Source organism: Streptomyces sp. NPDC001020 (assembly GCF_053599115.1).
In genome coordinates this window covers 75,335-95,761 of the sequence record NZ_JBSFLQ010000015.1, presented here as the reverse complement: position 1 = coordinate 95,761, position 20,427 = coordinate 75,335, and the positions used below count along the sequence as shown (strand labels likewise).

The 20,427-nt window shown below is 70.9% G+C and carries 18 protein-coding genes and 3 pseudogenes; 14 read left to right on the top strand and 7 right to left on the bottom strand.

Features of this window, described 5'->3' with window-relative positions; genetic code table 11:
- The first annotated feature begins 148 nt into the window (after positions 1-148).
- From ACWDEX_RS16735 to ACWDEX_RS16705, 7 genes and pseudogenes are all read left to right on the top strand, one after another.
- Positions 149-1,285: an ROK family glucokinase gene (locus tag ACWDEX_RS16735; protein WP_450464163.1), complete on the top strand. Its 1,137-nt coding sequence runs from the start codon at positions 149-151 to the stop codon at positions 1,283-1,285.
- Between the two features lie 74 nt (positions 1,286-1,359).
- The gene (locus tag ACWDEX_RS16730; RefSeq protein ID WP_450464162.1) at positions 1,360-1,869 is read left to right on the top strand and encodes a sugar kinase; all 510 of its coding nucleotides are present in this window, start codon (positions 1,360-1,362) and stop codon (positions 1,867-1,869) included.
- A gap of 129 nt (positions 1,870-1,998) precedes the next feature.
- On the top strand, positions 1,999-4,809 hold the full coding sequence (locus tag ACWDEX_RS16725; protein WP_450464239.1) for a DEAD/DEAH box helicase: 2,811 nt from the start codon (positions 1,999-2,001) through the stop codon (positions 4,807-4,809).
- Positions 4,806-6,881, top strand: coding sequence for an SWIM zinc finger family protein (locus ACWDEX_RS16720; RefSeq protein WP_450464161.1), 2,076 nt, complete (start codon positions 4,806-4,808; stop codon positions 6,879-6,881). Before ACWDEX_RS16725 ends, ACWDEX_RS16720 begins: the two co-directional genes overlap by 4 nt.
- 680 nt (positions 6,882-7,561) lie before the next feature.
- Positions 7,562-8,050 (top strand): GNAT family N-acetyltransferase, encoded by a 489-nt coding sequence (locus ACWDEX_RS16715; RefSeq protein ID WP_450464160.1) that lies wholly within the window; start codon positions 7,562-7,564, stop codon positions 8,048-8,050.
- 547 nt (positions 8,051-8,597) lie between these two features.
- The gene (locus ACWDEX_RS16710; RefSeq protein ID WP_450464159.1) at positions 8,598-9,152 is read left to right on the top strand and encodes an AAA family ATPase; all 555 of its coding nucleotides are present in this window, start codon (positions 8,598-8,600) and stop codon (positions 9,150-9,152) included.
- Positions 9,153-9,158: 6 nt separating this feature from the next.
- Positions 9,159-9,410 (top strand): annotated as a pseudogene (locus tag ACWDEX_RS16705) (Fe-Mn family superoxide dismutase); the annotation flags it as partial.
- A gap of 49 nt (positions 9,411-9,459) precedes the next feature.
- On the opposite strand, the gene ACWDEX_RS16700 reads toward ACWDEX_RS16705, so the two are convergent.
- The 5 genes from ACWDEX_RS16700 to ACWDEX_RS16680 are packed head-to-tail and all read right to left on the bottom strand — an operon-like array spanning position 9,460 to position 14,619.
- Positions 9,460-10,197, bottom strand: coding sequence for an ABC transporter ATP-binding protein (locus tag ACWDEX_RS16700; RefSeq protein ID WP_450464157.1), 738 nt, complete (start codon positions 10,195-10,197; stop codon positions 9,460-9,462).
- A complete protein-coding gene (locus tag ACWDEX_RS16695) occupies positions 10,190-11,173 on the bottom strand; it encodes an ABC transporter ATP-binding protein (RefSeq protein ID WP_450464155.1) in 984 nt (327 codons plus the stop codon). Before ACWDEX_RS16695 ends, ACWDEX_RS16700 begins: the two co-directional genes overlap by 8 nt.
- Positions 11,170-12,051, bottom strand: coding sequence for an ABC transporter permease (locus ACWDEX_RS16690; RefSeq protein ID WP_450464154.1), 882 nt, complete (start codon positions 12,049-12,051; stop codon positions 11,170-11,172). The genes ACWDEX_RS16695 and ACWDEX_RS16690 overlap by 4 nt, the downstream gene beginning before the upstream one ends.
- Complete coding sequence (locus ACWDEX_RS16685; protein ID WP_450464153.1) at positions 12,041-13,009, bottom strand: ABC transporter permease; 969 nt, start codon at positions 13,007-13,009, stop codon at positions 12,041-12,043. Before ACWDEX_RS16685 ends, ACWDEX_RS16690 begins: the two co-directional genes overlap by 11 nt.
- A gap of 23 nt (positions 13,010-13,032) precedes the next feature.
- A complete protein-coding gene (locus ACWDEX_RS16680) occupies positions 13,033-14,619 on the bottom strand; it encodes an ABC transporter substrate-binding protein (RefSeq protein WP_450464152.1) in 1,587 nt (528 codons plus the stop codon).
- A gap of 82 nt (positions 14,620-14,701) precedes the next feature.
- Between ACWDEX_RS16680 and ACWDEX_RS16675 the strand changes: the two genes are divergently transcribed.
- From ACWDEX_RS16675 to ACWDEX_RS16665, 3 genes and pseudogenes are all read left to right on the top strand, one after another.
- Positions 14,702-14,914 (top strand): hypothetical protein, encoded by a 213-nt coding sequence (locus ACWDEX_RS16675; protein WP_450464151.1) that lies wholly within the window; start codon positions 14,702-14,704, stop codon positions 14,912-14,914.
- A gap of 536 nt (positions 14,915-15,450) precedes the next feature.
- Positions 15,451-15,822, top strand: a pseudogene (locus ACWDEX_RS16670) (DEAD/DEAH box helicase); the annotation flags it as partial.
- 211 nt (positions 15,823-16,033) lie between these two features.
- On the top strand, positions 16,034-16,276 hold the full coding sequence (locus tag ACWDEX_RS16665; RefSeq protein WP_450464149.1) for a DUF5302 domain-containing protein: 243 nt from the start codon (positions 16,034-16,036) through the stop codon (positions 16,274-16,276).
- Positions 16,277-16,596: 320 nt separating this feature from the next.
- Here ACWDEX_RS16665 and ACWDEX_RS16660 read toward each other — a convergent pair whose 3' ends face one another.
- Positions 16,597-16,728 (bottom strand): hypothetical protein, encoded by a 132-nt coding sequence (locus tag ACWDEX_RS16660; RefSeq protein ID WP_450464148.1) that lies wholly within the window; start codon positions 16,726-16,728, stop codon positions 16,597-16,599.
- A gap of 505 nt (positions 16,729-17,233) precedes the next feature.
- Here ACWDEX_RS16660 and ACWDEX_RS16655 point away from each other — a divergent pair.
- From ACWDEX_RS16655 to ACWDEX_RS16640, 4 genes are all read left to right on the top strand, one after another.
- Positions 17,234-17,437: a cold-shock protein gene (locus ACWDEX_RS16655; protein WP_043505040.1), complete on the top strand. Its 204-nt coding sequence runs from the start codon at positions 17,234-17,236 to the stop codon at positions 17,435-17,437.
- A gap of 346 nt (positions 17,438-17,783) precedes the next feature.
- Positions 17,784-19,280 (top strand): DEAD/DEAH box helicase, encoded by a 1,497-nt coding sequence (locus tag ACWDEX_RS16650; protein WP_450464146.1) that lies wholly within the window; start codon positions 17,784-17,786, stop codon positions 19,278-19,280.
- Positions 19,281-19,325: 45 nt separating this feature from the next.
- Complete coding sequence (locus tag ACWDEX_RS16645) at positions 19,326-19,721, top strand: CBS domain-containing protein (RefSeq protein ID WP_450464145.1); 396 nt, start codon at positions 19,326-19,328, stop codon at positions 19,719-19,721.
- Positions 19,722-19,771: 50 nt separating this feature from the next.
- On the top strand, positions 19,772-20,095 hold the full coding sequence (locus ACWDEX_RS16640; RefSeq protein ID WP_450464143.1) for an SCO5918 family protein: 324 nt from the start codon (positions 19,772-19,774) through the stop codon (positions 20,093-20,095).
- A gap of 70 nt (positions 20,096-20,165) precedes the next feature.
- Here the strand turns inward: ACWDEX_RS16640 and ACWDEX_RS16635 are convergent.
- Positions 20,166-20,374 (bottom strand): annotated as a pseudogene (locus tag ACWDEX_RS16635) (transposase); the annotation flags it as partial.
- Between the last annotated feature and the right edge of the window lie 53 nt (positions 20,375-20,427).

Here is a 20,427-nt window from a genome sequence, read left to right as displayed (position 1 = left end):
GGCTGTCGCCTCCCCCGGCTCCGCATCATGGGCGTGGCCGACCACAGCGGTCCCGCCACCGGCAAACGGTTCGTGGCTTCCACACGTCAACCGGAGCGCCGGGGTTCCACGATGCGGCCCCGCGGCAGCGTGAGGCAGAATCGGCGCGATGAGCACCTACCGCGACTTCCCCCACCGCGGCTCCGCCCGGGCGACCGTCCTGCGGACCGTCGGCACGCGTGAGCGCCGTTCGCATCTGTCGGCGCCGCGCGTTCCCACGGTCGGTATCGACATCGGCGGTACGAAGGTGATGGCGGGCGTCGTCGATGCCGACGGCAACATCCTGGAGAAGCTCCGCACCGAGACGCCCGACAAGTCCAAGAGCCCCAAGGTCGTCGAGGACACCATCGTCGAGCTGGTCCTGGACCTCTCCGACCGGCACGATGTGCACGCCGTCGGCATCGGAGCGGCCGGCTGGGTGGACGCGGACCGCAATCGCGTCCTGTTCGCCCCCCACCTGTCCTGGCGCAACGAGCCCCTGCGCGACCGCCTGGCCGGGCGGCTGGCCGTCCCCGTCCTGGTCGACAACGACGCCAACGCCGCCGCCTGGGCCGAGTGGCGCTTCGGTGCGGGCCGCGGCGAGGACCACCTCGTCATGATCACCCTCGGTACCGGCATCGGCGGCGCCATCCTGGAGGACGGCCGGGTCAAGCGTGGCAAGTTCGGGGTCGCGGGCGAGTTCGGCCATATGCAGGTCGTGCCCGGCGGCCACCGCTGCCCGTGCGGCAACCGCGGCTGCTGGGAGCAGTACAGCTCGGGCAACGCCCTGGTCCGCGAGGCCAGGGAGCTGGCAGCCGCCGATTCCCCGGTGGCCTACGGGATCATCGAGCACGTCAAGGGCAACATCTCCGACATCACCGGCCCGATGATCACCGAGCTGGCCCGCGAGGGCGACGCGATGTGTGTCGAGCTGCTGCAGGACATCGGCCAGTGGCTCGGCGTCGGCATCGCCAACCTGGCCGCCGCCCTGGACCCGTCCTGCTTCGTGATCGGCGGCGGGGTCAGCGCGGCCGACGACCTGCTCATCGGTCCGGCCCGGGACGCCTTCCGACGCCATCTGACCGGCCGCGGCTACCGTCCCGAGGCTCGCATCGCGCGCGCCCAGCTCGGCCCCGAGGCCGGCATGGTGGGCGCCGCCGACCTCGCCCGCCTCGTCGCCCGCCGTTTCCGGCGGGCCAACCGGCGCCGAGTGGAGCGCTACGAGCGGTACGCGCAGGCCCGCCGCACCGCCAAGGGGTCGCTGTGACCTCCACTGTTTCCATACCGCGCCAGTCGTCACCGCCGGACGAGCCCTCGAGGCCCCCGGAGGACCGGTGGCACATGTTCCGGCGCCGGGCGCTGACCCTGCTGATCATCGTCCTGCTCATCGGTGTCCCCGCCGGCTACCTCGTGATCTCCGCGAACCAGAGCCGCGACAGCGGCAAAGTCAAGGAGGCGAGGTCCTCGGCGACCGGTCTCACCCCGGGCTGGCCCCCGGGCGTGTTGCGCAGCCTGTACGAGGTGAAGATCCCCTGGGACGCCACCGACATCGCCTACTACGAGACGAACAACTGGAAGAGCAGCAGGCTGTACGCGCAGTTCACCACCAGTTACGTCGGCCTCGAGGCGTTCCTGCGCCGCATGAAGACGAGTCCGAGCGAGCTGAAGGAGAACGACATCACCATCAGCGCGCGCGACCAGGAAGTCGTCGGCTGGACGTTCACAGGAGACGGCTCCTGGTACGGCCTGACCCGTGCGCGGAAGAACCCGGCGCCCACCATTGACGTCTTGGTGAACCGGGCCGACCCCGCCCGTCCGACGGTCTACGTGGTGTCGCGGACGATCCCCTGACCGGTCCCCGCCGGTCGCCCGGAGCCGATTGTCAGACCCCGCCCGTACAGTCGAAGACAATCTGACGCGACGCGACGGCGGGAGGTGACAGGACGTATGGGGGAGCAGGTGGCCCAGGCGGCCGTGACCATGGGGGCACCCCCTGCTCGAACGCAGTCGAGAGCTTGGGGGCGGCTGGCCGCCGTCTTCCTGCCCGCGCCGCTGCCCCGCCAGGGCCGGGTCGCCTTCTGGGATCCGGAGGGCGGACCGCTGCCGTCGGACGGCACGCAGGAACTGACGGTCGTACGCCGCCACGGAACCGGCGTGCGCAGAGGCACCGTGCCCGCCGTCTCACTGCCCATCGCCGACGCCCTGCCGCTGCTCGCCCGGGCCCGGCGCGACCCCGCCGCCCACCCCGCCACCGCCTGCTGGGGCGCCGCCACGCTGCACGCCCTGCGACTCGTCGCACGCGGTCGGCTGCTGCCCGGGCTCACCTCGGAGGGATACGACGCCTGGCGGGCCGGACCGCTGGAGCCGGACGACATCGCCCATCTCAGGGCGGTCGCCGCCGCGCTGCCCCATGAGGGCCATGCCGTCCCGCTGGCCGGCAAGGGCCCGCTCATGCTGCCCGAGCCCGAGTCCCTCGTACGGTCCTTCCTGGACGCGGTCGCGGACACCCTGCCACGCACCCCGGCCGCCGCCCACGCCACGGGCAAGCCGTTCGCGGCGCACGAGCCGCAGAGTCTTCCCCGGGCGCACGACTGGGCCGCGGAGGTCGCCGCGGGCATGGACACCGGCGTACGGATCTCGCTGCGTCTGGACCTGTCGGCACACCAGTTGTTCGACGACGGCGAGGGCGCCCGTCGCGTCGGCGCGGCCGTCGTGCAGGTGCACAGCCTCGCCGACCCGACCCTCGTCGTCGACGCGGCGGCGCTGTGGGCCGGTGAGGCGAACGCCGCGTTCGGCCCCCGCGCGCGGGTGGACACGGCCCTCGCCGTCCGCCGCGCGGCCCGCGTCTGGCCCCCACTGGAGCGGCTCTCCGCTCAGGAGGCGCCCGACGTACTGGCGCTGTCCGAGGAGGAGCTGGGCGAACTGCTGGGCGTCGCGGCGACCCGGCTGGGCGCCGCCGGGGTCGCTGTGCACTGGCCCCGGGATCTGGCGAAGGACCTGACGGCGACGGCGATCGTACGGCCCGCGCCCGGTACGGCGACCGACGGCACGGGCTTCTTCGAGAGCGAGGAACTGCTGCAGTTCCGCTGGCAGCTTGCCCTGGGTGGCGATCCGCTCACCGAGGCCGAGATGGACGCGCTCGCCGAGGCCCACCGCCCCGTCGTCCGGCTGCGCGACCGGTGGGTACTGGTCGACCCCGCGCTCGTCCGCAAGGCCCGCAAGCGTGAGCTGGGCCTGCTCGACCCGGTCGACGCGCTGTCCGTGGCACTCACCGGCAGCACCGAGGTGGACGGCGCGACGGTGGAAGCGGTACCGGTCGGCGCGCTGGCCACCCTCAGGGACCGGCTGACGGCGGGCGTCGGCCCGGTGGAGCCGCCCCCGGGCCTCGCCGCCCGACTGCGGGACTACCAGTTGCGGGGCCTGGCCTGGCTGGACCTGATGACCTCCCTCGGCCTCGGCGCCTGCCTCGCCGACGACATGGGCCTCGGCAAGACGGTCACCGTCATAGCCCTGCATCTGCGCCGGGCGCGCCGCGAGCCCACCCTGGTGGTCTGCCCGGCGTCGCTGCTGGGCAACTGGCAGCGGGAGATCACCCGCTTCGCCCCGGGCGTCTCGGTCCGCCGCTTCCACGGCCCGGACCGCACCCTGAACGACCTGGACGGCGGCTTCGTACTCACCACCTACGGGACGATGCGGACCGCGGCGCCGAGGCTCGCCGACCAGACCTGGGGCATGGTCGTCGCGGACGAGGCACAGCACGTCAAGAACCCGTACTCGGCCACAGCGAAGGCACTGCGCACGATCCCGTCCCCCGCGCGCGTGGCGCTCACCGGGACGCCCGTGGAGAACAACCTCTCCGAACTGTGGGCACTGCTGGACTGGACGACCCCGGGCCTGCTCGGCCCCCTGAAGTCCTTCCGCGCCCGGCACGCGCGCGCGGTGGAGAACGGGGAGGACGAGGAGGCGGTGGAGCGGCTCGCCCGCCTGGTCCGCCCGTTCCTGCTGCGCCGCAGGAAGTCCGACCCGGGCATTGTCCCCGAGCTTCCGCCCAAGACGGAGACGGACCATCCGGTGCCGCTCACCCGCGAACAGGCCGCGCTCTACGAGGCGGTCGTGCGGGAGTCCCTGTCGGCGATCGAGACGGCGGAGGGCATCGGCCGCCGGGGCCTCGTCCTGGGACTCCTCGGTTCGCTCAAGCAGATCTGCGACCATCCGGCGCTGTATCTGAAGGAGGACCCCACAACGGCCGCGGCGCTCACCGCCCGGTCCGGGAAACTCGCCGTACTGGACGAGCTGTTGGACACGCTGCTGGCGGAGGACGGCTCGGCGCTGGTGTTCACGCAGTACGTCGGCATGGCCCGGCTCATCACCACGCACCTGGCCTCCCGCGCGGTACCGGTCGAGCTACTGCACGGGGGTACGCCGGTGCCCGACCGTGAGCGGATGGTCGACCGTTTCCAGAGCGGGACGACCCCGGTCCTGGTCCTCTCCCTCAAGGCAGCGGGCACGGGCCTCAACCTCACCCGCGCGGGCCATGTCATCCATGTCGACCGCTGGTGGAACCCGGCGGTGGAGGAGCAGGCCACGGACCGCGCGTACCGCATCGGCCAGACCCAGCCGGTGCAGGTCCACCGACTGATCACCGAGGGCACGGTCGAGGACCGCATCGCCGAGATGCTGGAGTCCAAGCGGGCTCTGGCCGACGCGATCCTGGGCTCGGGCGAGTCGGCCCTGACCGAACTGACCGACCGCGAGCTGTCGGACCTGGTGTCGCTGAGGAGGACGACGTGAACGCGGCGTGGGAGCAACGGCCCGGGACGGGCGGGGAGCCGCTTTCCGAGGACGGGACGGCTCCGGCGCGCCCGGCTGACGCGGTGCGTCGTGCGTTGCGGGCCGCTCGGGAGCGGGAGAGCACCGAGAGCACCGAGCGCGCCGACGGTGACGTCCGGGCCGCAGAATCTGCCGCCGCGGGCCCCGACGCCACCGCGCCCGGGACGGGCGTCCAGCCGACGGCCAAGCCGGGGGATGCGGCGCGCGCGGCACTGCGACGGGCGACCACGGAACGCCACGGTCTCCCCCGGACAGGGGAGGGCGCTGTGGCACCACAGGAGACCGCGCAGAAGCCTCCCGAGGCCGTACGGGATACCCCAGGGATCCTGGACACCGATCGCGAGACCGCATCGGCCGCGCGCCCCGGAGACGCCGCGCGGGAGGCGTTGCGAGCCGCGCGGGAAGAAGCGGACCGGGAAGGGGCCGAGGCCGGCGCCGGTGGAGGAGCGGCCCGGCGCCCGTCCGGTCCCCGAGCGGCATCCGGCCCTCCGCGGCCGACCGGCGCTCCCGGCCGCCGGGGCACCCGGACGCGTGCGCACAGCACCCGGGTCCGGCACGTACGTGAACTCCTCGCCGACGCCTTCGAGTTGCCGGTGACGGCACCGCGGGGCGGGACCGCGCCTCCTGCGGGGGACGACGGCGGCGAGCGGGAGGAGACGCCCCAGCCGGCCCCGATCGAGGCACGGAGCACGCCCCGGCAGGAGGAAGAGGGCCCGCCCCCGATGGCCGGCCGTACGCCACCGGACGCGCCCCCGGCCGCCCGCTACCCGCGGTCGATGGCCGCCCCGCGCCGTGACGGCGAGTTGCGGCGCACGTTCGCCGCGCTCCCCGTGTCACCGACGGACCCGGCCGACCGGTTCGCCCGGACATGGTGGGGCAACGCCTGGGTCACGGCCCTGGAGGAAGGCGCACTCGACACCGCACGGTTGGCGCGGGGGCGGGCCTACGCGGGCGGGGGGAACGTGGACGCCCTCACCGTCACCCCGGGGCTCGTGCTGGCCTATGTGCAGGGGAACCGTCCGCGCCCGTACCGCACCCAGGTGCGGCTGCGGACCTTCTCCGACGAGGAGTGGGACCGCTTCCTGGACGCCGCCGCCGAGGAGCCCGGCCACATCGCCGCGCTGCTGGACAAGGAGGTGCCGCGGTCCCTCGCCGAGTGCGGGGTCCGGCTGCTCCCTGGTCCGGGCGACCTCGAACCGCAGTGCAGCTGCCCCGACGTCGGCCACCCCTGTAAACACGCCGCCGCCGTCTGCTACCAGACCGCCCGGCTGCTCGACCAGGATCCCTTCGTCCTCCTCCTGCTGCGCGGCCGAGGTGAGCGCGAACTGCTCGACGCAATGTCCCGGCGCAACGCGGCCCGCGCCGCCCAGGAGCGAGAACCCGCACCCGTTCCCGGCATCCGCGCCCATGACGCCGTCACCCGGCGTGCGCTCCCGCCGCTCCCGGCCCCGCTGCCGCCCCCCGCGCACCCCGAGCAGCCGCCGGTCTACCCGGGGACTCCGGACGGCCCGGACCCCCTCGCGCTGGACCAGCTGGCCACGGACGCGGCGGCCCGAGCACACGCCCTGCTGACCACCGGGCACGATCCGGTCGCGGAGCTGACGCTGTGGCAGGACGCGGTACGCCTCGCCGCGGCCCGACCCGGCTCGGGGCTCACCGCGGCGACCCGGGCGCTCTACTCCTCGCTGGCCGCCGCCACCGGGCGGTCACCGGCCGAGCTGGCGCGCGCGGTCGCCGCGTGGCGGCAGGGCGGACGGGACGGACTCGCCGTGCTCGAAGAGCCCTGGGACCCGCCGGCGGGCCGCTTCGACCGCGCCCGTCCCCTCCTCCTCGCCGCGGACATCCCCGCTTTCCGCCCCTGGCGCAACCGCCTCACGCATCCGGACGGCCACACCCAGCTCCGCCTCGGCCAGGACGGCCTGTGGTACGCGTACGAGTCGGAACCGGGGCATGAGGACTGGTGGCCCCGCGGTGTCCCGGACCTGGACCCGGTCGGGGCTCTGACCGGTCTGGGAGCGTCGGAAGAAACATGAGCGATCCTGTGCACGCTGGGGCGCCTCCTGCCCGAAGAGCTCGGGAGGCGTGCGGGGCAGCGCGACGGGGCGAGCGCTGCCTGCCGAGGCACCGGGCTCGCCCCGGCCACGTGAGAGCACCTGGCGGCGCTGCGGGCCCACCTCGCCTCGGCCGCTCCTCAGCCCGATTGGTCAAGGGAGTCAACACGCTTGTGACTGCTTCGTGTCCGGGTCTTTGATGCCTATATGGGCGGGGTGATCTGAGCGATGCCGAGTGGGAACGGCTGCGGCCGTTCCTGCCGGCCAGTAACGGGCGGTCCGGGTCGTCACAGCAACTTTGATGGCCCTTCGCCGTTGGGGCGGCGGAGGACCTTGTGTCTGAAGGCTGCGTGTGGGGTGCCATGCCGTCTGGGAGATCCGGGCAGGGATGCACCGTCCACTGTCCCCGTGTGCCTACTCTGCGGCGCTGGCGGCCTGCCGAGCGGCTGACGACAAGATCGCGCAGTTGGGCGAGAGGTGGCGTCGGGCGTGTTCGGCCACGATGATCCGCGCGTACGTGGGCGTGTGCCGGGGCGATTCGGCGGCAGTGACGTGGCCGATCGGGGCCTGGGCGAGGGGTTCCGGGGGAGCGGTGCAGGAACGCCTGCGCGAGCAGCCGACCCGCCGTACGAAGGCACTTCCCGGTGCGAAATACTCTCCCGATGAGTTCACGCACTTCCCCCGTCAGTCAGCCGATCATGATCCGGAGGGCCGTCGCGCGGGATGCCAAACGGCTCACACGGCTCGTGCGTGGCTCAGGCGCCTACGAGGGTAAGTACGCAGCCGCAGTCGCGGGCTACCGGGTCGGCCCTGATTACATCGAGGCCCACCGCGCCTTCGTGGCCGTCGGCTCCGACGAGCAGGGAGGCCGGGTCCTCGGGTTCTACTCGCTCGTCCTCGTTCCACCGGAGCTCGACCTGCTGTTCGTCGCCGACGAAGCGCAAGGACGGGGCATTGGACGACTGCTCGTCGCGCACATGCAGTCCGAGGCCCGTGCCGCCGGGCTCGACCGTGTCAAGGTCGTGTCGCATGTTCCCGCCGAAGACTTCTACCACCGCGTCGGTGCAGTGCGGAGCGGGACCGTGCTCGCGAACCCGCCCGTCGTGCTGTGGGACCGCCCCGAATTCGAGTTTCGCATTCCTTCGGAATGACGCGCTGGGCCGGTGCGCACGGCACCGGCTTCGCCTACATGGCGCTCCGTGTGTGCCGTCGTCTCTGCCTGGCAGGGGGATCGCCCCGGCGGCCTCTCCCGGCGACTCCCTCACTTCCGGCACTCCCAGAGCCGTCGCAATCGCGCCCACCTCAACTCGCTCCACCCACGATCGAGGTCGGCCGCTGTAAGTACGTGGTTTCACACAACCCTGATCTGCGAGACGAAGTGGCCACAGTCCACCGTCAGCGCTGTACGGGGTGACGCCTTGCCAGTGCAGCCATCAGCGCAAGTGGAAGTAGTCACAGTCCTTGCCCCGTGGAGTGTGGCCGGCCGGCGTCGGTACGGCCGCGGTGGAGCGGATCGCCGAGAGGCTCCGGAACAGGACTTGTCTTCGAATGTCACGCCCGCATCAGGAGTGAGGTGAGGGTGCTGCTGGACGCCTTAGTGCTCCAGCCGTAGATGTGATCTTGCTGCTCGCGCCTGCGGCCATGAGGTCGCTCGATATCGGATCGCGTAAGACGGATGCGGGCTGGCACGCTGCCTCTATGGATCACGCGGAAGTGCTACTGATCGGCGGGCGGGCCGGAGTCGGCAAGACGACGGTGGGGTGGGAGGTTTCGGCGTTGCTGCGGGCTGCGGCGGTCCCACACGCGGTCATCGATGGTGATTTCATGGGGCAGGTGCACCCGGCCCCGGAGGGGGATCCTCACCGCTCGGAGATCACCGAGACGAACCTCGCCGCTGTGTGGGCCAACTTCGCCCGGCGCGGCTATCGCCGACTGATCTATACGAACACTCTCAGTGTGCTGCCAGAGGAGACCGGCATGTTCCAGCGGGCCATGGGGACGGGTGTTCGGATTGTGCGGGTCCTTCTCACCGCCTCCGATGCCACCGCCCGTGAGCGGCTGATGCGCCGGGAGCTCGGCTCGGAGCTGGAGCAGGAGCTGGAAGGCAGTGCCCGAAAGGCGCGGCTCCTGGACCAGCGCGTCCCCGCAGAGACTATGCGGGTGGTGACGGATGGGAGGGCTGTCGTAGATGTCGCGGCTGAGGTCGTGGCTGCCACGGGCTGGTCCGGGCGGCACTCCGTGACCAGGCCGTAATCGAGGGGCGTCCTCGCCTACGAGCCGCTGAGCGGCCGGCTGATCGTCGAGCAGGTCTACGACCACCAGGGCAACATCGGCCAGGGCTCCACCCCGATCCTGGTCTTCGACGCCTGGGAGCACGCCTTCTACCTCCAGTACAAGAACCAGAAGGTCGACTTCATCGACGCCATGTGGTCCGTCGTCAACTGGCAGGACATGGCCAGGCGTTACGCCGCCGCCAAGGAGCGCGGCGACAGCCTTCTGCTCGCGCCCTGACGCCGCAGTACGCCCTGAGCGTCCTGCCTCGTGATCGTCTTCTCACCGTTCACCGTTCACCGACAGGCGGCACAACGGACGGCTCCCGCAGGCCCGATGCCTGCGGGAGCCGTCCCGTTGTCGGCGTGGTGCGGCCGGTGACGTCGTCCCAGTGGAGCGTGCGGTCGCACCAGCGGTCCAGGAGTACCTGGTCATGGCCAACGGCGAGCAGGCCGGCGCCGGTCGTGGCGCGGTAGTCCTCGACGGCGGCCACCAACGCGGCGGTGGTGGAGGCGTCCAGCATGGCGGTCATCTCGTCGCAGATCAGCCAGCGCGGGCGTAGCACGAGGGCGCGGGCGAGGCAGGCGCGCTGGAGCTGGCCGTCGCTGACCTCGTGGGGGCGGCGGTCCAGGAGGTCGGGGGTGAGGCCGACGGCTGCGGCCAGTTCGGAGACGCGCTCCTCGATTCCGCCGCGGCGGCCGGTGGCCCGCAGCGGTTCGGCGATCAGGTCGGTGAGCCGCAGTCGAGGGTCGGCGGATAGGCGCGGCTGCTGGAAGACCACGCCGAGGGCTATGCGCTGGGCGCGCGGGGCGCGGTGGCGCCAGCTTCGTACGGGTTCGCCGTCGAGGAGGAGCGTGCCGGAGTCGGGGCGGTGCAGCAGGGCCGCGACCCGGGCGAGGGTGGACTTGCCGCAGCCGCTGGGGCCGAGTAGACCGACGGACTCACCTGGCGCGACGGTCAGCGAGGCGCCGCGGACCACCGGGGCCTTCGTGTCGTATCCGGCGGTGATGGCGCGGACTTCAAGCACGGAGGTCCTCCGGTACGTGCGGATGGTGACAGGCGGCTTGGCCGCTCGTCGACGGCAGGGCGGCGCAGGCTTCGGAGGCGCGCTCGCAGCGTGGGGCGAAGGCGCATCCGTCGGGGAGGTCGCCGAGTTCGGGCGGCATTCCGGGAATCGGGGTGAAGGCGCGCTGGGGGAGTGCTTGGAGCAAGCCGCGGCTGTAGGGGTGCCGGGGGCCGGGCGTGCCGAAGAACGTTTTGGCGTCAGTGAGTTCGACGATCCGGCCCGCGTACATCACGGCCACCCGGTCGGCGATGCGTTCGGCGGCCATGAGGTCGTGGGTGATCACCAGCAGGGCCCGGCCGGTGCCGTCCTCGTGGTCGTCGGAGTCGACGTGGCGCCGTAGTTCGTCCACCGTGTGGTCCACCAGGTCGCGGTCGAGACCGGTGGTCGGTTCGTCGGCGAGCAGCAGCGGTGCGCCGCCGACGAGGGCGAGGGCGGTGGCGGCGCGCTGGGCGAGGCCGCCGGAGAGCTTGTGCGGGTGGCTGTCGAGGTGGCCGGTGGGGAATGCGGCGCGTTCGGCCGCAGCCTCGGCTGCCTGTCGTACGACGGCTCCCCCGCGTATGTCGGTCAACGCACGTACGGTTTCCTCCAGTTGCGAACGGACCGTACGCACGGGGGTGAGGTGCGCGGCCGGGCTCTGCGGGATGAGCCCGATCAGGCGACCCCTTACCGTGCGGGCGAGAGTGCGCTCGTTCGCGGTGAGCAGATCCAGGCCGCCGAGGCGGGCTTCGCCCGCTGCCTGGGCATTGGCGGGGAGGAGACCGAGGAGGGCGGAGGCGAGGACGGACTTGCCGCAGCCGCTCTCGCCGATGAGGGCGAGGCATTCGCCGGCCGCCACGTCGAAGTGGGCGTCGGTGACGGCGGCGATCCGCCGCCCGCCGGGCATGAGGAAGCGCACCGACAGCCCGCGGACCGAAAGAACAGGGGATCGCTCGGTCACAGCATCAGCTCCGATCGGCGGCGGGGGTTGATCCGCTCCCGCCAGGCTCCGGCGAGACCGGCGATGGCGAGGGTCGGGACGATGATGAACAGGCCGGGGAAGAGGGTGGGCCACCACTGCCCGGCGAGCAGTGAACCCCGGGCGCCCTGGATGAGGGTGCCGAGGCTGGCGGTGTGGGTGGGCAGGCCGAGTCCGAGGAAGGACAGGGCCGACTCGTGCCACATGGCGTGCGGCACCATGAGGACGGCGGCGAGCGCGGCCTGCGGCAGCACGGCGGGCAGCAGATGCCGTACCGCCACCCGCCACCGGGACGCGCCGCCGGACACGGCCGCGTCGATGTACGGCCGCGAGCGCAGGGACAGCACTTCGGCGCGCACGATACGGGCGGTGGACAGCCAGTGGGTGAGCGCCACCGATACCACCACGGGCCACACTCCGGGCCGGAACATGGCGACGATGAAGATCCCGAGCAGCAGATGGGGCACGGACGAGAACGTGTCGACCACCCGCATCACGCCTCGGTCGACCCAGCCGCCCAGTGCTCCCGCGGTGGCTCCGACGGCCGTGCCGATCACGGTCGCCGTGAGGGCCGCCACCACTCCGACCAGCAGGGAGACGCGCAGACCGTAGACGCAGCGCAGGAGCAGGTCCCGGCCGAGGTCGTCGGTGCCGAACGGGTGGGACCAGCTCGGCGGCAGCAACTTCGCGCCGAGGTCGACGGCCTGCTGGTCGAGCTGCACCAGCGGCGGCACGAGGAGCACGGCGAGCACGGTCGCGGTCACCAGCACAGCCGAGAGGCGCACCCGCACCGTGCGGGTGGAGGGGCGGTCGGTGCCGTACGACCGCCAGGCGGACTCTGAAGGCGATTCACATGTCACTGAACTTCACCCTCGGGTCGAACAGGCCGTAGAGCAGGTCGGCGAGCAGGTTGCCGAGAAGCACGGCGGCGGTGGCCAGCGTGGTCAGCGCGGCGAGCAGAGGGAAGTCGACGGCCGTGGCCGCTTCCACGGTGGCCGCCGCGATGCCCGGCCAGCTGAAGACGCTCTCCACCAGCAAGGCGCCGGTGATGAGTTCGGGCACGCGGGAGCCGATCAGCGTGAGAACGGGCAGCAGTCCAGAGCGCAGGGCGTGGCCGAGCAGGACGGTGCGCTCGCTCAGCCCGCGGGCGCGGGCGCCGCGTACGGGGTCCTCGGTCAGGGCGTCGCCGACGCCCTGGCGGACGTACAAGGTGAACCAGGGCAGTTGGGAGACGGCGAGCACGCCGGCGGGCAGTACGAGGTGGCTCGCGACCTGCCCCGGCGTAACCTGTGCGCTCGCGGTGTCGGTGAGGCCGCCGGCCGGGAGCACGCCCCACTGGAGGGCGAAGAACCAGATGGCCAGCAGGGCGATCCAGAAGATGGGCGCCGCCTCAAGGGCGTAGGCGAGCGAGGCGACGACGCGGTCGAGCGCGGATCCGGGACGTCGGGCCGCCAGCACTCCGAGCACGGTGCCGGCCAGCACGGCCACCGCGAAGGCGACCGCGCACAACAGCGTGGACCACACGAGGCGTTCTGCGATGACTTGGGCGACCGGCTGTCGCATGACCGCGGACTGGCCGAGATCGCCGCTGAGGGCGGAGGTCAGCCAGTTCCACCAGCGGGAGGCGAACGGCTCGTCCACGCCGAGGTTCTCCCGCAGCCGCTCCAGGGTCTCAGCGTCCGCGCCCAGGGCGGCCGTGCCCGCGTACGCCTTGACGGGGTCGAAGGGGGAGGCGGCGGCGATCGCGAAGACGCCGAAGGTCACGACGAGGAGGATGGGGGCGGCGAACAGCAGCCGCCGTCCCACCAGGCGTGCCATCGCTCCCCAGGGCAGGGAGGACGTCACTTCTTCGGCTGCCAGGCTTCGAGGTTCCACCACGGGCCGCTGGCGAAGCCGTGCTCGTGCGGCTCGACCTGCGTGGTCAGTCCGTCCCAGCGGTCGGCGAGGACATAGACGTGGTCGATGTGGGTGAGGAAGGTGTAGCCGGGGTCCTTCACCAGTTCGCGCTGGAGGCTGTCGTAGGCGGCCTTCCGGGTCGCCGCGTCCGGGCTGCGGCGGCCGGTGTCGAGTGCCTTGTCCACAACCGGGCTGTCGTAGCGGGCCATGTTGTTGAAGCCGTCGCCGGCGAGGGAGGAGTGCAGCAGGGTGTAGAGGCCGTAGTCGGGGTCGCCGTTGTTGCCGAGCCCCGCGAGCACGGCGGTGTTCTTCATGCGCGGCTCGATGACCTCCCAGGTGGCGCTCTGCGTCTTCACCTCGATGCCGATCTTCTTGGCGTCGGAGGCGTAAGCGAGGGCGTGGTCCTGGCGGACCTTGTCGCCTGAGGGGTGGAGGAGGGTGAAGGAGGCCCGCTGTCCGTCCCTGGCGCGGATGCCGCCCTCGCCGGACTTCCAGCCCGCCTGGTCGAGGATTCGCTGGGCCTTGGCGAGGTCCTGCTTGCGTTCGATGCCCTTGGCGAACCAGGGGTCGTTAACGGGTAGAGGACCGTACGCGGGACGGCCGGCGCCGTCGAGGATCTTGTCGACCATGGTCTGGCGGTCCACGGCGGCGTCCAGGGCCTGGCGGATCGCGCGATCCCCGGTGACCTTGTTCGCGGTGGGGAGGGTGACGGCGCGGAAGTCGTAGGTATTCGCGTCGTACGTCTTCCTCGCCTTGTCGTTCTTGAACGTGGCGGCGAGGTTGGGCGGGAGCACCGCGCCGTCGAGATCGCCGGAGCGCAGCCGGGTGGCGCGCACGTCGTCGTCCTTGATGATCGCCATGATCACCTTCTTCACCTTGGGCGCGCCGCCCCAGTAGTCGGGGTTGGCCTTGAAGGTGAGCTTCTCGCCCTTGCTCCAGCCGGCCAGGACGTACGGCCCGGTGCCGACCGGCTCGGTGTTGAAGGCGCCGGTATTGGGATCCTGCCCCTTGGCTATGTGCTCGGGCACGATTGGCAGCACCGTGCGCCCGGCGAAGGGCGCATACGGGTACTTGAGGGTGAAGACGACCTTGTCGTCGCCGTCCGCTCGCACGTCCTTGATGGCGTCCAGCTCGGTGCGGTTGGTGTTGTTGGTCTTCGCGTCGAGGATCGTGTCATACGTGAAAACCACGTCGGCGGAGGTCAGCGGCTCGCCGTCGCTGAACTTCACGCCGTCGCGGAGGGTGTAGGTGTACTTGAGCCCGCCGTCGGTGACCTTGGGCAGTGCCTTCGCCAGAGCCGGTCTCAGCTTCAGGTCGGTGTCGCGGGCGAGGAGGCCGTCGAAGATCTTCGAGTTGCCGTCCTTGCCGTAGCCGAGCAGGGGGCTGAGGGTGTCCGGTTCGGAGGCCACCCCGATGACGACGGAATCGGCGGACCCGGCATCGTCCGCGCCGCCGCTGGGGGCCGAACACGCGGTGACCCCCGTGAGTAGCGCCGCTGCGGCAGCGGCTCCTTGCATCCGTCGGGCCATCATTGGACCTCACACTCTTATTGCTGACCTAATGTTGTTGCATCTTACTTGCAATAAGGTCGAGGTCGGTCCGGCGGTGGGTGGGGTGGCGCTGGCCCGCACCGGTGCCGCCCTGGACAACCCGGTGCTGAAGACGGAGGGCAGGGTCACCCTGATCGACGGGCTGCTGGCCGCCGCGGTGCTGCTCGGCCTGGTACTCAACGCTCTGGCGGGGCTTTGGTGGGCGGACCCGGCTGCCGGCTATGTGCTCGTGTACTACGCGGTCCGCGAAGTGAAGGAGATCTTCGGGGACCGCTGAGAGCCACGGCGTGAGACGTGAGAGGGTCTGGGGCGTGAGTGAGACACCATCGAACACCCTGCAATACCGCTTTGACGGGCCAGAAGACGCTCCGGTCCTGATCCTGGCTCCCTCACTGGGTACCACATGGCACAGGTTGTAGAGACCGTCTTCGGGCCTCCACGTCAGTCCAGGGCGGGCGCGTAACAGCAGGTCAGGCACTGCGGTCCGGGGGAGTCGACGTAGTTGGTGACAGACGTCTGAGAGCGCCGGTGAGAGCTCGTGCGACGGCAAGCTCCTACAGGCGCGGCCGGCGGGGGCTTCCGGGCGGGTGTGCTGCAGCTCCGGCGTCGGCACCGCTGCCCCCGGGTCCTCCTCCCTGCGCCCTCGCGTCGAGTGCTCGGCAAATCCGGCCGGGGCCCTTGGCGACCAACAGTCATAGCCTTCGCCCCTGTCAAAGCCGAACGCTCCGGGAGGCGTCCGAGGCGATGCCTGCCCCCGCCGAGGGGCGCACGGGCTTCTCGTTCGCAGGCTGTTCATGGTCGCGGAAGCTGCGACAGGACTATGTGCACCGGGCGGGCCGCACCGCCCGCGCCGGTGAGTCCGGCAGCGTGGTCACGCTCGTGCTGGCGGGCCAGCGCCGCGAGACGAGCCGCATGATGGCCGGAGCCGGCATCGAGGCAACCGTCACCAAGGTGCGCTCGGGCGAGGCGGAGCTGAGCCGGATCACCGGCGCCAAGGCTCCCTCCGGCGCCCCGCTCGACGGCGGGCCCGCCATCCCCCGACCCAAGAACAGCAACTCTCCCTTCCGCGGCCTCGGCACCAGCAAGGACACCTCCCGCGGCGCCGGTGGCAAGTCCCGAAAGGCCGGCGAGGCCCGCAAGCTCGCCGAGGCCCGCAAGGCCGCCCTCGTGCGTCGCAACGGCTGAGAGTCGTTGCCATGGCAGTGAAGGTGCCGGCCACGGGATCGACAACCCTCGGCCCGGACCAAAGCCGTCCTGTGCGCCTCACCTACGCAGTCAACGCCTTGGCCGCGAGAGGGATACCGGCCGAAGCGGAGCAGTATGACGTTGACGGCGCCCCGCACTGCGCCCGGCATGACAAGCTGTGCTTGCCCACCCCCGAACCCAGGAGGTCACCATGACCGCAGAGCCCGTATCTACGGAAGGTTCGGAGCCGGCTGCCTCCGAGACGTCCCCTCTGGCGCCGGACAGCGACGGCAACTATGACCTCAAGCGCAAGTTCCGCGAAGCCTTGGCGCGTAAGCGCGGTGCGCAGGCGGATGCCGCTGATGTTGCCGCCAAGTCCGATGTGTCGAAGGTGCGTTCGGCGCACGGCCCGGCTGCGAGCCAGCGGTCGTTCAGGCGCAAGAGCGGCGGCTGAGTCGATGAGTCCCGCGATCTAACCGCTTCACCGGCACTCGCGCTATCCACTCGCGCGTCCCGTCCGGTGGCCCGCGACGTGCGCATGCCCGTGTGCGCGTCGCGGGCGGGCGTAGCCGGCGGACTCGCCTGAGGGAATGGCCCAGATGCGGTTGGCTCGGGTCGGTGGCGCCGCCGAACTGGAATTCCGGGATGAGAGCACTGCCTTGTCCGAGGGTACGAGGCCGGTGTTGGGCACCTTGCGTGCCCCTGTACCGCTGTGAAAAACGACTGCGGCTGTCGTCAGTTCCTCGCCGCCGGGCCTGAGGCTCGTAGGGCGGCCTACAGCACCGTCTCTTCCACGAAGGCATGGCTGAAGACCAGCTGCACCGCCTGCTTCAGAACGCGTTCCCGCTGGTGAAGGTCGTCGAGGGTCAGGTACTGATCCGTCAGCCGCCGTTTCCTCGTGCTCACGGCGTTGCCGCACCAGGATGCTGCTGTTTCCACCGAGCTGATCGACTGTCTGGTCCTTGATGGTCTTCGATATGGCCGCTCCCGTGCGTGCGCCGGAGACGGGCCGTGAGGCTTGCCGCAGCCAGGCTGATCTCCACGCCCGCCCGCACCATCTTTTGGGGGAGCAGCCCTTACGCTGGGCGCGCCCCCCAAGCTTCCCGAAACGTTGCGCTCCGGCTGGGGCAAAATCTGTGCCCGCGAGCTGAGGTTTCAACGGGACAGGCAGACAGATTCTCTACCGTATTAAGTGGGGGTGTGATTCTTCACCGTACACAGGCCGCTTCGGCGTGCTACTGTCGATCTCAGTTGCAGTTGTGGTCCCAAAACTTTAAGTGCCCTCCGGGCGGCGCCTGCGCCACTGGAAGCACTTTTGTTATCCGTTCTTTTTCCCGGCGGGGTGATCATCGCGGCGATGCGGGGTCCGTGCAGTGCGGATCCCGATGCACTGCCCCAAAGGAGAAATGGCATGGCTTCTGGTACTGTCAAGTGGTTCAACGCGGAAAAGGGCTTCGGCTTCATCGAGCAGGACGGTGGCGGCGCTGACGTGTTCGCCCACTACTCGAACATTGCCGCCCAGGGCTTCCGTGAGCTGATCGAGGGCCAGAAGGTGACCTTCGACATCGCGCAGGGCCAGAAGGGCCCGACGGCCGAGAACATCGTTCTCGCCTGACTCTGACTGTCGCGTACTTGTAGCTGGGGCCCGCGTCCTTCGGGGTGCGGGCCCCAGCTACTCGCGTTTTCCGCAGTGGTTTCACCTGCGGACGACAACCAGGAAACCCGTAGGCTCAGCGCATACGGGGCATCCTTCAGGGGTGTACGCACCCTTCATAGCTTCATAGCGGCACACGCCCGAACATTGCGTCCGCTTCGCGCCATTCATTCCAGCGCCTGTGCCCGCACGGATTTTCCGTCGGTCAGATTCGCTGTCGCATTCCACCGGTCCATTCTTGCAATTCTCTGTGCTGCTGATCGCTGCGGGAATTCCTTGATATGTGCCGCATCGAGGAAGGTTCCGCATGAACCGTACACGCACGAACGACCGCTTCACCCGCACCCGTAACGGCAGTACCGACTCCGGCAGGGGCGGCAGCCGATTCGGTTCGTCGGCCAGGAGCCGCTCCGGCGGTCCGGGCCGTTCCGGTGGTCACGGCCGCCGGCCCGCCGCGGTCCAGGGGGAGTTCGCCCTCCCCAAGACGATAACTCCCGCGCTCCCCGCCGTGGAGGGCTTCGCCGATCTCGACATGCCCGGGGCACTGCTGGGCGCGCTCAGCTCGCAAGGCGTGACCGTACCCTTCCCGATCCAGGCCGCGACCCTGCCGAACTCCCTCGCCGGCCGGGACGTACTGGGCCGTGGCCGCACCGGCTCCGGCAAGACCCTCGCCTTCGGGCTGGCGCTGCTGGCCCGTACGGCCGGGCAGCGCGCCGAGACGAGGCAGCCGCTGGCGCTGATCCTCGTACCCACGCGTGAGCTGGCGCAGCAGGTCACCGACGCGCTCGCCCCGTACGCCCGCTCCGTGAGGCTGCGGCTGGCCACGGTGGTGGGCGGAATGCCGATCGGCCGACAGGCGAGCGCGCTGCGCGCCGGCGCCGAGATCGTCGTCGCCACGCCGGGACGCCTCAAAGACCTCATCGACCGTGGCGACTGCCGGCTGAACCAGGTTTCCATCACGGTCCTCGACGAGGCCGACCAGATGGCCGACATGGGCTTCATGCCGCAGGTCACCGCCCTCCTCGGCCAGGTCCGCCCCGAAGGCCAGCGCATGCTGTTCTCCGCCACTCTCGACCGCAACGTCGACCTGCTCGTGCGCCGCTACCTCAGCGATCCCGTCGTGCACTCCGTCGATCCCTCGGCCGGCGCGGTCACGACGATGGAGCACCACGTGCTCCACATTCACGGCGCCGACAAGCACACGGCAACCACCCAGATCGCCGCACGCGACGGCCGCGTGATCATGTTCCTCGACACCAAGCACGCCGTCGACGGCCTCACCGAACACCTCCTGAACAGCGGGGTACGGGCCGCCGCCCTGCACGGCGGGAAGTCGCAGCCACAGCGCACCCGCACGCTGGCACAGTTCAAGACCGGGCACGTCAACGTGCTGGTGGCGACCAACGTCGCGGCGCGCGGCATCCACGTCGACAACCTCGACCTCGTCGTCAACGTCGACCCGCCGACCGACCACAAGGACTACCTCCACCGCGGTGGCCGTACCGCCCGCGCCGGCGAGTCCGGCAGCGTCGTCACCCTGGTCACCCCCAACCAGCGCCGCGGCATGACCCGCCTCATGGCAGCGGCCGGCATCGTCCCGCAGACCACCCAGGTCCGCGTCGGCGAAGAAGCCCTGCACCGCATCACCGGCGCCCAGGCCCCCTCCGGCATCCCGGTCGTCATCACCGCACCGGTGGTCGAACGCCCCAAGAAGCGCGGCGCCACCTCACGAGGTCGGCGCCGCCCCGTCTCGGCGGCCCGCCGCGCGCCCGTACGGCAGTCCACCCCCGGTGCAGCGGCATAGAACCTTCGTGTCAGGAAGCCCACCCAACCTCGCAGGAGGCACCCTTTGACGCTGGACCAGACGCACTTCCGCTCAACACGTACCAACGCCGTGCAGACGGCGGCCGATCCCGCGGACGCGGCCGGACCCCAGGTCTGGGAGGACATGACCGTGGAGGTGGCACTGTCCGTGATGGCCGCCGCCCGTACAGGTCAGCTGGTCGTCTGCGACGAGGATGGTACGTGCACCGGCCTGGTCACCCGGGACCGGCTCACGGCCGTTCGTGACGGTTCCGGATACACGGACCGGATCCGCCTGCGTGACATCGCCGACGTCATCGGGCCCTTCGCGTCGCCGCTGGCCACGAGGGCCGAAGCCGAGCGTGCGATGCGCTGCCGCCGGCTCGGGGCTCCGCCCGTGGTCGACGGACACGGCAACGCTCTGGGCGTCCTCTCTCGCTGAACCGCCGTCACCCCTATCCGGGCCCGTCTTCTCTTCTCCCTGGAGGTATCGTGCGCTGTGTCATCGCTCGCTTCCCGTTCGACCTGACCAAGAGCGGCGTCGTGGAATTGATGAAGGGCATCACACCTGAGCTGGTCACCGGTGAGTTCGTCATCATCGGACGACGCCACTACCCCGCCAAGCAGGTCGGCCAGGTCGTCACCCGCCAGGACCGGCGTGATTTCAGCACCGGCGAAGTCCTCAGGGCCATGACCCAACTCGGCTTCACCTGCCGCACCCGCCCTACCGCCGCATCTGCGCCCCTGGCCGGCCCGTACGGGCCGGCTTCCGCAACGCTCGCTCCCCCTGTCCGCCTGACGTACGGACAGGTGTGAGCCGACCGAGCAGTGAGGCCCCACCGGCGTGGGCGAATTCCGGGGGCGTAGCAACACTGCGGTGGATTGATCAAGCGGCGAGCAGTTCAGACAGACGCTCGGCTGGGGTCCCCCAGTCGAGCGTCTTGCGTGGGCGGCTGTTGGGTTCGGTGGCGGCGGCGTCCAGGTCCTCGCGGGGTGGCGGGATAGGTCGGTGCCTTTGGGGAAGTACTGCCGCAGCAGGCTGTTGGTGTTCTCGTTCGAGCCGCGCGGCCAAGGGCTGGCCGGGGCGCAGAAGTAGCAGGTGAGGCGGGAGGGTCTGGACGGTCTCGGTGAGCGCGTTGCGGACAGCG

Bases quoted from the DNA above. Each gene is read 5' to 3' on its own strand.
- ACWDEX_RS16735 (WP_450464163.1), top strand. From the start codon at position 149: ATGAGCACCTACCGCGACTTCCCCCACCGCGGCTCCGCCCGGGCGACC.
- ACWDEX_RS16730 (WP_450464162.1), top strand. From the start codon at position 1,360: ATGTTCCGGCGCCGGGCGCTGACCCTGCTGATCATCGTCCTGCTCATC.
- ACWDEX_RS16725 (WP_450464239.1), top strand. From the start codon at position 1,999: ATGGGGGCACCCCCTGCTCGAACGCAGTCGAGAGCTTGGGGGCGGCTG.
- ACWDEX_RS16715 (WP_450464160.1), top strand. From the start codon at position 7,562: ATGAGTTCACGCACTTCCCCCGTCAGTCAGCCGATCATGATCCGGAGG.
- ACWDEX_RS16710 (WP_450464159.1), top strand. From the start codon at position 8,598: ATGGATCACGCGGAAGTGCTACTGATCGGCGGGCGGGCCGGAGTCGGC.
- ACWDEX_RS16685 (WP_450464153.1), bottom strand. From the start codon at position 13,009: ATGGCACGCCTGGTGGGACGGCGGCTGCTGTTCGCCGCCCCCATCCTC.
- ACWDEX_RS16680 (WP_450464152.1), bottom strand. From the start codon at position 14,619: ATGATGGCCCGACGGATGCAAGGAGCCGCTGCCGCAGCGGCGCTACTC.
- ACWDEX_RS16665 (WP_450464149.1), top strand. From the start codon at position 16,034: ATGACCGCAGAGCCCGTATCTACGGAAGGTTCGGAGCCGGCTGCCTCC.
- ACWDEX_RS16655 (WP_043505040.1), top strand. From the start codon at position 17,234: ATGGCTTCTGGTACTGTCAAGTGGTTCAACGCGGAAAAGGGCTTCGGC.
- ACWDEX_RS16650 (WP_450464146.1), top strand. From the start codon at position 17,784: ATGAACCGTACACGCACGAACGACCGCTTCACCCGCACCCGTAACGGC.